The sequence below is a fragment of the Hymenobacter tibetensis genome (assembly GCF_022827545.1).
GTDB classification, from domain to species: domain Bacteria; phylum Bacteroidota; class Bacteroidia; order Cytophagales; family Hymenobacteraceae; genus Hymenobacter; species Hymenobacter tibetensis.
The window spans coordinates 4,615,262-4,627,434 of record NZ_CP094669.1 but is presented as its reverse complement, the minus strand read 5'-3'; the positions used below and the strand labels follow the sequence as shown (position 1 = coordinate 4,627,434).

At 52.3% G+C, this 12,173-nt stretch carries 9 protein-coding genes; 2 read left to right on the top strand and 7 right to left on the bottom strand.

From position 1 onward, the window contains the following. Nucleotides 1-422 precede the first annotated feature (422 nt). The 4 genes from MTX78_RS18505 to MTX78_RS18490 all read right to left on the bottom strand — a co-directional run bounded on the left by MTX78_RS18505 (nucleotide 423) and on the right by MTX78_RS18490 (nucleotide 4,555). Nucleotides 423-1,397: an ABC transporter permease gene (locus tag MTX78_RS18505; protein WP_243797300.1), complete on the bottom strand. Its 975-nt coding sequence runs from the start codon at nucleotides 1,395-1,397 to the stop codon at nucleotides 423-425. Further along, nucleotides 1,394-2,047: an ABC transporter permease subunit gene (locus MTX78_RS18500; protein WP_243797299.1), complete on the bottom strand. Its 654-nt coding sequence runs from the start codon at nucleotides 2,045-2,047 to the stop codon at nucleotides 1,394-1,396. Before MTX78_RS18500 ends, MTX78_RS18505 begins: the two co-directional genes overlap by 4 nt. Before the next feature lie 406 nt (nucleotides 2,048-2,453). Beyond that, nucleotides 2,454-4,001, bottom strand: a complete 1,548-nt coding sequence (locus tag MTX78_RS18495) for an ABC transporter substrate-binding protein (RefSeq protein ID WP_243797297.1) — start codon at nucleotides 3,999-4,001, stop codon at nucleotides 2,454-2,456. Nucleotides 4,002-4,309: 308 nt separating this feature from the next. Further along, entirely contained in the window at nucleotides 4,310-4,555 is a 246-nt protein-coding gene (locus MTX78_RS18490; RefSeq protein WP_243797296.1) for a hypothetical protein, read from the bottom strand. 195 nt (nucleotides 4,556-4,750) lie between these two features. Here MTX78_RS18490 and MTX78_RS18485 point away from each other — a divergent pair, with 195 nt between their 5' ends. Beyond that, on the top strand, nucleotides 4,751-4,972 hold the full coding sequence (locus MTX78_RS18485) for a hypothetical protein (RefSeq protein ID WP_243797294.1): 222 nt from the start codon (nucleotides 4,751-4,753) through the stop codon (nucleotides 4,970-4,972). Nucleotides 4,973-5,705: 733 nt separating this feature from the next. Then, the gene (locus MTX78_RS18480; RefSeq protein WP_243797293.1) at nucleotides 5,706-7,004 is read left to right on the top strand and encodes a hypothetical protein; all 1,299 of its coding nucleotides are present in this window, start codon (nucleotides 5,706-5,708) and stop codon (nucleotides 7,002-7,004) included. 58 nt (nucleotides 7,005-7,062) lie between these two features. Here MTX78_RS18480 and MTX78_RS18475 read toward each other — a convergent pair whose 3' ends face one another. The 3 genes from MTX78_RS18475 to MTX78_RS18465 form a co-directional block, all read right to left on the bottom strand. After that, a complete protein-coding gene (locus MTX78_RS18475; protein ID WP_243802926.1) occupies nucleotides 7,063-7,596 on the bottom strand; it encodes a PKD domain-containing protein in 534 nt (177 codons plus the stop codon). Between the two features lie 139 nt (nucleotides 7,597-7,735). Beyond that, on the bottom strand, nucleotides 7,736-8,455 hold the full coding sequence (locus tag MTX78_RS18470; protein WP_243797291.1) for a LytR/AlgR family response regulator transcription factor: 720 nt from the start codon (nucleotides 8,453-8,455) through the stop codon (nucleotides 7,736-7,738). Between the two features lie 72 nt (nucleotides 8,456-8,527). Then, on the bottom strand, nucleotides 8,528-12,157 hold the full coding sequence (locus tag MTX78_RS18465; RefSeq protein ID WP_243797290.1) for a hybrid sensor histidine kinase/response regulator: 3,630 nt from the start codon (nucleotides 12,155-12,157) through the stop codon (nucleotides 8,528-8,530). Between the last annotated feature and the right edge of the window lie 16 nt (nucleotides 12,158-12,173).

The following is a 12,173-nucleotide window of genomic DNA, read 5'->3' as shown; positions in this document are numbered from 1 at the left end:
CACCAGCGATAAAGGGCACTATTTCTCCGTCAATTGTCTGGAAACCAGACCTAGTTGTTGCAACGTTTTGTTTAGTTGCCATTTCCAGAAGCAAGTAACGCAAAGCGTGTCCCTGCCGACGCTTGAGAAGTAGTGACGCCATTATTAGCCGAGGCGAACAGCGAGAAGAGAAGAAGTTTGTGTGCTTTATCCTTTAGTACATTACAAAACTAGGGCTAGGCTCAAGGTAAGTAAAGGAAGAAACGGTGTTAATTGTGACTAGCGATTTTGTGTTCAGTACTAGTACATATCGTAGAGGTTGATAGTTGCTACACGCTGTTTCAACCAGTTTTCAAGCCATTTAAGCTACCTATAGAAGTCCCAACCTGTCATATAAACAGGGTGGAATGCACACATTTTGTGACATCAATAGGAGATGCAGACTACCTTTTTTTGAAAGCCAGTACGGAACGTAGAGCCAGTGTGGTAGCCAACAGACAAAGCGCCGGGAACAGCAACAACCACCACGAAGATGGAGCCAAACGGCTGAGTGCAAGTAATTTTCCCCAGCTTACAACTTCAGGAGGCAAGCCTATTCCTAGAAAAGACAGGGTAGTTTCTAGTGTAATAAATGCGGCAATACTTAAAGGTATTGTGGTAATAACAGGCCGCATAACGTTGGGCAACATGTGATGCCATACGATCCGCAAAGGTGGTAAGCCGGCCGCATGCGCAGCTTCCAGATAAGGCAACTGACGCACACGTCTTGCTTCTGCGCGTACCAGCCGGGCTGTTTGGGTCCAGGAAGTGAATCCCAACAGCAATACCAAGCCAAGAAGCGTAGGTTCAATAGCTGCTGCTATTGTGATGATAAGTAACAACCTCGGAACAGACGAAAGCAGGCTGGTGCATACCTGTATAAGTTGGTCGAGGGGAAGTGCTATCCTATGCGACCAAAACTGGAATCGTGTTAGTACTTTGCCTACGCTTAGCGCTGATAACAGCAACAACAGTAGCCAACTGAATGAGATTTTGAACAGGGCAAAACAGAGGAAAGCACATCCCACCGTCGCACAATAAGCCAACGGATAACGCAAACGTGTATCACCAAAATAACCAGCGGCTAAGCCAAAGCCAGTGCCTAGAGCAGCGGCAATGCCAACAGATGGTATACTGACTAGCAGGGCAGTACGAGCACCATACAACAGCGCGGCCATGACATCTTGCCCTTGCGGATCAGTGCCTAGCCAATGGCTAGGAGTAGAAGGCGGTGCATTGCTGTTAAGCAAATCAGGAGACAAGAGTTGCTGTGGAAGCAAGCCTGCTACCACGGCAGCGAATACCAGCAAGGAAAGCCAGAGCAAGGCCAGCAGAGGCGTCCAAGTTCGTTGAGGATTCTGATGGAGCCATTTCCTCATTGGTTTAAAGCACGGATCCGCGGATCCGCTAGTTGGTACAGCCAATCGGCGAAAACCAACAGAAGCTGGCGTACAACAAGAACGACCAACACGCCTCCGAGTAGCACTGGATAGTCGCGAGCGGCCGCAGCATCAGCTACCAACCGGCCTAAGCCAGGGAGTGCAAAAACTAGCTCCACTACAACGGTTCCCGCTAGCAGGTTTGGCAATAACTCAGTGAAGAGGGTAAGGGTGGGCAGCAGCGCATTACGTAGTGCGTGCCGCTGTAGTACTTGCATTTTTGCTAACCCTTTGGCCCGAGCCGTCACAATGTAGTCAAGTTGAGCCTCGTGGCGGAGTGCGTGAGCAAGTTGTACGGCGGGTTCCGTGATGGTGGAAATAACTAAGCTAGCCAGTGGCAGTATTAAAAATGCTGGTTGCTTGAGAATAGAGCTGATGCCGGCATCCTCTTCTTCCGCACTGAGCCCGAATGCTGGGAACAAGGAAAGATAATCAGGGCTAGCTAGCAGCATCATGAGTAGCAATGCTATTACAAAAAGTGGCAAAGCATCGAGGGCAAGCAGCACGGTGAGCATCCAATGAGAGCCGGAGCGAGCAGCCAGCCACAAACCCACTGGTATCGAAAGACCAACCACCAGTAGGGCAGCCAAGCTAGCAAGAGGTGCAGTTACACCCAATGCATTTACAAGCAAAGCTGTTACGGATTCCTGAGTATAATACGATTGGCCTAGGTTGCCGTGTAGCAAAGCACGAAGCCAGCGGTGATATTGGTTGCGTGAACCATTCCAGTGCCAGCGCCACTCTGATGCGCCAGAATGTGGTGCTGGTGAGATATAAAATGCTGGCTCGGTGAGTCCCAAGCGCTGACGAGCCGCTTGCTGTGCTGCTGCAACTTGTTGAGTTGAAAAGCCCTGCCTGCTCCCCGCTGTGTCCGCAAAACGGAGCAGCAGTTGCTGCTCATTCGGCAATGCCTTCGTCAAGAGGAAGAGTATCGTGATGAGTACCCAAACGGTGAAAATCCACTGCAAGAGTTGCATCACCCCACGTACCATACTGCTATTGTCGAGAAAAAACTGGTGCTATACTTAAGACGTCGTAGCCGGGCTTAATAGGTATAGCGCGTACTCCTTGCAATTGTTTGCTGGCAATAAACCGGTTGCGAAGGAAAAATAGCACGACTAAGGGTGAGTCGGTACGAAACTGCTGCTGAAATTTTCGAATCAACTTCGTACGCAATGGTCCGGTGGGCTCGTTGACAATGGCTTCCATCAACTGGTCGGCTACTGACGAATTATAGCGGGTGAGGTTGCTTATTCCAATACTACGCGAGTGCAAATACGGTATGAAATTGTAGCCAGGACTGCCATGGATGGTGCTCACGTGAAGTTCAGTCTCACCAGACACTAACTGTTGCTTAAACAAGCCTACTTCCGTGGGCCGCAACAAGACAGGGATACCTAGGCTAGAGGCTGTTCCCTGAAACTGCAACGCTATTGTTTCATGAGCTGACTCGCCAGCACGGTAGCTGATTCTCAACGACAGTGTTTCGCTCTTACGCGTCCACTTTCCACCAGCCTGGCGTTGCCAACCCGCTTGGCGAAGCAAGTCCACTGCTTTGCTTGTGCTAAATGGCAGGAGCGGGATGCTGTCATTATAAACCTCCTTGTCACTGGGGTTAATCAGGCCTACGCTCCGGTACGCCAATCCTGGCTGGGTGGCCTGCATCAATCCTGGTACATTAAAGAGCAAGCTTAGCGCTTGGCGAGTAAGCGCATCCTGAAGCAACGGATGTTGGTTGTTGAAACCTACCATCGTTATTTCATAGGACCCGGAGGTGTGGAAGGTTAGCTGGGCTGTATCAGCTGATTTTCGTAACCGGTCGAAGTCCCGAGCGGGCGGCATGGGATACAAATCCAAGTCGCCGCGGCGAAGAGCCAGTTGGGCCGTTGTGTTGTCCGGAATGATTTGGTATTCCAGGCGTCGCGCATGGGCTTGCAGCCATGTTGGGGGAGTGGGGAGGGCGCTAGCCCACCACTTTTCTTTGCGCTGAAGACGTAGGTAGCGTTTATCGGCCCATTTAGTTAGCGTATACGGCCCACAGCCAGGCAGATGCTCGGGATGCTTGTCTAGCCGTGCTTGCTTGTAGCGCCGCGCAAACTCCCGTATAGCAGGATAGCGGCGCACTGCAGCAACTGTATCGGTACGCAGCAAGGAATAGGGTACCGCCCGTAATTCCCCTTTCGGGTCCAGTACATATTCTGGTAGGATAGCGTAATCCCCGGTAGAGAATAGAATGTCGGGCGAGGAAGTCTCACACACCAAAGTAAAGTGGCGCGGATCACGGTCATCTAGTTCCACATCCGTAACGAATCCGTACTGAGTTCGCGCGTACTCGGTAGGCAGGCCAGGACAGTTCAGCACTTTTAGCGTAAACGCTACATCACGAGCCAATACAGGCTGGCCGTTATCCCAAGTGGCTTCTGGCCGGAGTTGATAGCTGAATAGCGTCGAAGTACCTCTTCGGCTAATGGTGGGCATCTGCTTGGCCAGCCAAGGCGCAAACTTTAGCGTGGTGGCGTCGCTGATAAGTAAGCTGCAGTGCATCAGATTGAGCACCTCTATCGCCTGTGGAGAAGCTGCCGTTAGAGGGTCCAATGTTTGCGGGTCAGAGGTCCAACGAATACGCACTGCCTCTGGTCTGGAAGAGGGAGCACAGGCCGTTAATCCGCAAGCGCTGAGCAGAAGAAAAAAAAGGATTTTCTGAAGGTGTCGCGTCATTAGCTAGCTAGCGCCCGGCATGTGCAGTCGCAAGATAACCAAGAATCCTAGCGCGAACTCCAAGACTGGCTACGAGAGCCGGATATTCACTTAATTATTGAGTGGCTTACAATCCGTTGACGGCTTAGTGTTACTTAAACGGCCGTCACTCCGGACCAGCCACCATTACCGTGGTCGGCGGCTGCAACACCCGACCAACCACCGTTTCCATGATCGGCTGAAGCTACAACACCCGACCAGCCACCATTGCCGTGGTCAGCTGCTGTAATACCGGACCAGCCACCATTACCGTGGTCAGCTGCGGCGACTACCCCGGACCAACCGCCGTTGCCATGATCGGCGGCTGCGAAGCCCGACCAGCCGCCGTTACCGTGATCCACAGCTGCAGTACCTGACCAACCACCATTGCCGTGGTCTGCGGCTACAGCTATTATTCCGGACCAACCACCATTGCCGTGATCGGCTGAGGCAACTCCGGACCAGCCACCATTACCGTGGTCGGCGGCTGCAACACCCGACCAACCACCGTTTCCATGATCGGCTGAAGCTACAACACCCGACCAGCCACCATTGCCGTGGTCAGCTGCTGTAATACCGGACCAGCCACCATTACCGTGGTCAGCTGCGGCGACTACCCCGGACCAACCGCCGTTGCCATGATCTACGGCTGCGAAGCCCGACCAGCCGCCGTTACCGTGGTCTGCCGACACGAAACCCGACCAGCCACCATTGCCATGATCTATGGCTGCAACCCCGGACCAACCACCACTGCCGTGATCTACAGCTGCAGTACCTGACCAGCCGCCGTTACCGTGGTCTGCGACTACAGTGTATACTGTTGCTGGATTTGCTTCAACCGAGCTAACCTGAGAGGTAGCATTGATGGAAGAAGTGGCGAATTGCAACAGAGCGAAAGTGATTATATTGAGCATGGTAGTAAGTTTATGTTGTGCCAAGTCATTGATTGACACAAAGGTGAAATACATCCGCACGCTCGTAAAGGAAACGTATAGTCTAAAAGTGATTTGTATGTTAGTTATATAATTTTAAACTTTTTCTATTAAACAAATCATCCTTCAGCTACTCAAGGCTAAGTCACATTTGGTATTACCGCTTGTATTGTAGATAATACCTTAAAATGTGACATCTCATCTTTCAAAAACACACACTTTTCCTCTACAAAGATCAAATAGGGAGATGATATTTGTAAAGGAAAAAAAAGGTCGATTTGTGACAGTAATTTTGGGTAGGGTCTGTTTATAAAATAGCCCTTGTGAGACTGTAAAGGGAAAATGCATGATGGATGGATTGAATAATCTGGCAAGAATTGTGACAGACCGCCGGCAAAAAGTGTTGCCATTACTGGATTTTACAGTCAAGCAAGGGGCCAATAAGGAAATGGCGTTGATCCATTTGCTGCTTGAGGATCAAGAAAAGTCGCAGCAGCAAGTAGTCAAATCATTGTATGGCAAAACGGACGCTGTCAGCAAAACTGCTTTTCGGAAGCTAAAATCCCGGGTTCAGCAGAAAATGTTGAACCATCTTTTTTTTCTCGACGAATCAGATCCACGGCACGTAGTATCGCGGCGCTACGAACAGCAATGCCTGAGCTTGTATTATCAGGTAAGTACTCTGTTTGGGGAAGGCGAGTATTTCAATGCAGAACGCTTGGCTCGTAAAGCGTTGCGCTTGGCTGAAACAATGGAATTCACCCATTACAGCGTAATGTGCGGGCAGTTGCTGCGTAGTATCTATGCTGATATGCAACAGCCTGGCAAGTTCCGCAACAACAACAAGAAACTAGCAGAAAACCAACGGCTTTGGGGGTTAGAAGAGGAAGCCGCAAAACTATTCTGGGAGGTGAAAGCAATGATGGCTTACACCGTGCGGGCCCGGCAGGGTATGCTTGGAAAGATTGAGGCCTATCTCAAGCAACTGGAAACGCTGCATAAAGATGCCAGAACGTTTACCACCTTCTTCTATCTCTACCGAACGCAACTTACTAGGGAAGAATTGGTAGGCAACTATCAAGAGATTATAAGGCTCACAACGGAAACCGCCAAGAAGTGGGAGCAGGGTAAAATTAACCGCACCCGTTTCGATAAGCGCTACAACAACTACATGAGTGTGTATGCGCATTTGCGCAGCAGGCAGGCTGAACAGGGGCTTAAACTAGCTGAAGAATACGCCAAGGACTTTCACTATGCATCCAACAACTGGCTGTACTTCTTAGAAATATACATGCTGCTAGCCCTACACGCAGGGCAATATGGGCAGGCGCAAGAGCTACTGCAAACAGCGCGTAAAAGCGTGTATTTCAACAAGCAACGCTATGCCGCTCAAGAACGCTGGGATTTGTATGAAGTGTATCTGCAGTTCATTCGGCCAGAGTCTTCCCCCTTGCGAATTCGTAGCTTCAACACCTTCATTCAAACTGTCCCGACGCACAGCCGTGATAAGCAGGGCTACAACGTAGCCGTATTAATTCTGCAGTTTCTGCACTATTTGCGTCAGCGCGACTTAGACGGTTTGCTGCTGCGGCTGGAAAGCTTGCGCAAGTACCAGCAGCGCCACCTGCGGGACGTAGGAACATTACGCAGCCAATTGTTTTTTCGCCTCCTGGCTATTACAGTGAAGTCTGACTTCGACCCAACCTTAAGTCAGCAGCAGGCAGCGCCTCTCTTGAAAAGAATGCAAGCAGCTCCACCTCCCGGAGAAGCGTACTCGGAAATTGAGATAGTACCCTACGAAAATCTATGGGGCCTCACGATAGATATCCTGAAAGTAACGGCAGTGCAGGTGGCAGAAGAAGACCGGCAATTGGTTTAGAAAGCGATACTAAGTATAGTGCTGGTCCTGCTGCCGTGCTTTAAGCCGATAGGTGTTTTTAGGGCGCAGCCGCCGGTATAACTGTGATAACCCGGCCTACACAATGGCTGCTAGGGCAGCTATCCGGACCGTTGCCGCGTAGCGCCATTCGAACAGCATACTGGCCTGGACGGCGAAAAACGTGTTGTACTCGCCGTCCATTACTTACCACCCCATCTCGAAAATCCCACAGCACAACTACATTTTCGCACAAAGGTAACTGCGAGTCCACGGCATCGAAGGCAACCGACTGGCCAACGCGGACCGTGTCGGGGGTAGCCGTGAAGTTGAGAACAGTTTCTTGGGTGAAGTCTACCGGGATGATTTTCTCGGCTTCTCGCACCTCTCCTGTTTTGTCGTCTACTACGTCGAGTTGGACGGTGTAGCGGCGGCGGATAGCGTAGCAATGAGCTACCATTGGGCCCGTGAGCGTTGTGCCGTCGCCCATTTGCCAACGAAAGGTGAGAGGACCGGCTGCCTGATCGACTGAGGCGCTGGCATCAAGTTCAACGCAAAGCTCTACTACTCGCGGTAGTGGGCATGATACACTCACCGTATCACCGGCCTGCTGGGCCCGTGCAGGTTGGTGAACGAGCACCAGCCCAGCAATGAGTCCAAAAATTAGCCTTGAAAAGTGGAATAGAAATTTCACGGTTGTACCGGCTGAATCAGTCAGAACAGCAAAGCAATTATTAGAACTTATTAAGCCGTTGGAACACTTCCCGGGTGTACGTTTGCCCAATAGGAATGTGCTTGTTATCGATGACAATCGTGTTGTCTTCGATGGCTTGCACCCGTTTCAGATTGACAATAAAGGATCGGTGCACGCGCACGAATAAGGTGTCAGGAAACTTTTCCTCTACCGCTTTCATGGTGCTATACACAATGAGCTTGCTCTGGCCCGTGACGATGTGGACGTAGTCGCCGAGGGCTTCTACGTAGCGTACCTCATCGAAAAGCACTTTCACCAGCTTGGTATCTACCTTCATGAAGGTGAAGTCCGCATCAGCGGGAGGAGTAGGCTCCGTAACTGCCTGGGGGTGGGCAAGCTCCAAAGCGCGTTGAGCGGCTTTCAGAAAGCGAGCATAACTCACGGGTTTCACCAGATAATCAACTACGTCGTACTCGAACGCCTCCACCGCATACTGCTTGCTGCTAGTGATAAGCACCACCAACGGCGGATTGTGGAGTGTGCTGAGCAAGTCGATACCCGACATAAGTGGCATTTCGACGTCAAGAAATAGCAGGTCCACCTCTTGGTTGCGTAATACTTCGGCAGCAGCAACGGCACTCTCGCAACTGCCCACCGCCTTTAGGAACGGGGTGCTGGCAATGCAGTTTTCAACTACTTGTACAGAAAGTGGATCATCGTCTACTACCAGACAACGCAGAGGGGATAGAGAAGCAGGCATATTTTCAAAGGTATACTATCCCTGGAAAAAACCGCAGCGTTACAGATTTTAATAAGACATAAGCTAGGTAGTTTATCTTTCTCGCAGCTGTGGATACAGCCTGCGCAGGTATTCGCCACTTTGCTCAACCAATGCTGAAAGTGTATCCGGCGTTGCGTTTTGTTTGGCTTGCTGCTCTAGTGTTTCTAGTGTGGAATACAATTCTTCAACGCCAAAATAAGCTACCTGCCCTTTGAGCTTATGGGCGGTGCGTGCCATGGCCGCCGGATCGACCGACGCCAGTTCCGTCTCTAATTGCTTTTGTAGCGGCGGCGCTTGGTTGATAAAAGTGTTGATAATCTGTTGAACAAAGGCTTCGTTGCCACCTGCTAGCTCTTCCAAAAGCGTCCAGTCGAGGGTGGGAAGGGAAGCAGTTAGTTCTGTGGGTTCGGCTCCTGGGAACGATGGGGTTTGCGCAGCGAGGTGTCCGCGCCCGGTGTAGTGAGCAAGGCGGGCGTATAATACGGCCGGGTCAAAGGGTTTTGCCAGGGTATCGTTCATGCCTGCTTCAAGGGCTAGGGCCCGGTCTTCGGGGAGGGCAGAGGCAGTGAGGCCGATGATGGGTAGAACGGCGGAATCAGGGAAGCGTGCCCGCAGCTGACGGGCCGCTTCGTAGCCATCCATCTCCGGCATCTGCACGTCCATCAGCACAGCATCAAATGTGTGCTGCTCAGCGGCCTCTACTGCCAGTCGGCCGTTGGCGGCAATGGTCACCTGTACATTCCAAGCTTCCAGAGTTTTACGGGCAACTAGCTGATTTAAGTCGTTGTCTTCGGCTACCAACACACGTAGTTCTGGCTCGAAGCGCCCGACGGCTAAGGTGGCTTCTGGGGCCACCTCGGTGGGGTCGGCGACGGTATACGGGATTTCGAAGGAAAATGCGGAGCCTTGTCCGTCCTCACTCTCCACCCACAAGCGCCCGCCATGCAACTCCACTAGGTTGCGGGCGATGCTAAGGCCTAGGCCGGTACCCCCAAACTGACGGGTAGTGCTGGTATTAGCCTGCGAAAAGTCTTCGAAAATGGCATCCAGCTTATTGGCCGGGATACCAATACCTGTGTCTCGCACCACGAAGCGCACCAACTGGAGGCCGCTAGGTTCAGTGGAAGAAGACGTCACCCGTACTGTTACGCCCCCAGTCGTTGTGAATTTCACCGCGTTGCCCACCAAGTTCACGAGAACTTGGTTTAGGCGTACCGAGTCGCCGAGTACGGCCGTGGGCACGGTGGAATCTATCTCAAGGTTGAAGTACAGATGCTTGGCCTCGGTGGCGAAACGGAACATACTCGCGACGCGCCGCAGCAACTCCGGCAAGCGAAATGCGGTGTGCTCTAAGCTGAGCTTGCCGGCTTCTATTTTGGAACTATCGAGAATATCGTTGATGATGACCAGCAGGTTTTGCGACGACGACTGTACCGCTTCCAGGTATTCGTTCTGCTCGGAGTTAACGGGCGTTTGACGCAGCAGGTGGGTCAGGCCAATAACCGCGTTCATAGGGGTTCGAATTTCGTGGCTCATGTTGGCCAGAAACTGGGCTTTGGCCTTGCGTGAAGCCTCGGCCACGTCGCGGGCTACAACTAACTCGGCGTTCATGTCCTCGATGTGGGCTTTCTGCTCACGTAGCTCGTGGGTCCTGGCACGGACAGTGGTTTCCAACTGCACCTTCTGCCGCCGGAGTGTAGCTTCTCTCACGCGTATCAGTGCAAAAACTCCTGCCCCCAACAGCACCAGGCTTGTTAGCGCAAACCACCACGTTTGCCAGAAAGGGGTGGCAATGGAAAACGCGGTTACCGTTGATGCCGACCAGCGTCCCTGTGCCCCTCGCCGGCAGCGTACTTCAAAGGAGTAATGGCCGGCATCCAAACGCGGAAACTGTGCTTCGCCCACCACAGTAGGATGACTCCACTGTTCCTGATATCCCGCAAGGCGGTACTGATACTGCAAATCTGTTTGGTTGGGTAGCAAACTGATGCCTCGGAACATGAAGCTGACCCGGTGCTGCGTGGCAGACAGTTCGTTTAGCTGAGTAGGCAAACGAGTGGCGCCATCAACTTCGCTGCTCAATAGGGTAGGGGTAGGCGTGCGGGTGCCAGGCAAGAGGGTGGCGGTGGTGGTCCGTAGGCAGAGTAAACCACTACGAGTGCGTAACCACACACAAAACGCGCTTTTATCTACAGTGGCTTGCGGTAGTAAGTCGCGGACCAGCGGATTGCCGGGTAGAGCCGCCGGAATAAAGTGGCGAAGAGTAGTGTCAGAGAAGCTAAGGCTATTACGATGCACTACCAGTACTTGCTCGTGCTGGGAAATATTGCCCGAATTGTTACGCCAACGTATTGGTAGCAACGCGTAACAGTAGGGAGAGCGAAGGCCGTTGCTAGGACCATAGTTGCGAAGCAGGCCCTTTTCATAGCAGAAAATGCCGTTGCCCTCGGTTCCAATCCAAACCCGGCCGGCACCATCGGTTAGAAGGGCCGATACGTCGAGGCTGCCACTAGGAAAGCGGAAGTAATGAAAGCTTCCCTGTCTCCACATGGCTAGTCCAGTGTCGTGGGTACCAATCCAGACCCCTCCGGTGGAATCGGCGGTGAGGGCATAAATAGTATTATGCAGTAGGCCATTGGCAGTAGTGAAGTGTTGTACTGCTTTGGTGGAGTCGGCAGGGAGCTGATACAAGCCATCTAGCGCAGTGCCCACCCATACGTCGCCGTTGCGTTGTTGGGCAAGGGCTGTAACCGAAAGTGTAGTGGGCAGACGCCGTACCAAGCGTAGAATGGAACGCCTCGGGATTACAGCGCCTTGCCAGAGCCCATGCCCAGCGGTACCAGCCAAAATAGAACCAGGTACTAGCTTTGAGTAGGCATTGCTGGAAATAAGGTTCGACGGTTTGTCTGCTGTGTAAAGGACCGCGCTAGGTGGATATGGCAACAGCTTACCGGGATAAACAATGAATGGTGACGGTTGGCCAGAAATCGAATTCAGTGAAACAAGCTCTCCCGTAGTTGAAATGCCGCCTGCTTTGCCTTGGTTGAATAGCGCACTGACCGAGTTTTTGGGCAACGGATAGAAACTAATATGGCGGTCCGACCAGCGCCATAACCCCTGTCCAGCCGTTCCGACCCACAGGTTATGCTCTCGGTCAGTGAGTACCACTTGGGGTACGGTGCCAGCAGGAAGTACTTGGTGCAGCGTGGCTACCTGTTGCGTGGCGAGGCCAAACTGAGTTGCATTCTTGTAAACCGTATCAGGAGCGGCAATACCGGGCCGTGGGTGAAAGCCTTTAGGCTGCACTGCTTTTGCTGGCACTCGCCGCACCCGTTGTCCATCCCAGCATGATACTCCGCCTTGGTAGTGGCTCACCCAGACATGGCCGGTTTGTGGCTGCACGTATAGCGCCGTCACAAAATCCTCGGCCAGTCCATCTTTGGTGCTGAACGTGACGAACTCAGTGCCATCATAGCGGACCAACCCTTCAGCGGTGCCAATCCAGAGGTAACCTGCTTGGTCTTGGGCTAGTGCGTAGATGAAAGGCTGTGGCAAGCCATCGGCTGGGCCGAACTGCTTTAGGAAATACTGGGGGCTTGCCTGTTGGGCCTGTGCACCAAGGCCGCAACTGCCCCAGCAAACAAACAGCGTAAAGAGTAGACGATAACAGCGAAGCAGCACAAGGAAAAGTAGCCCG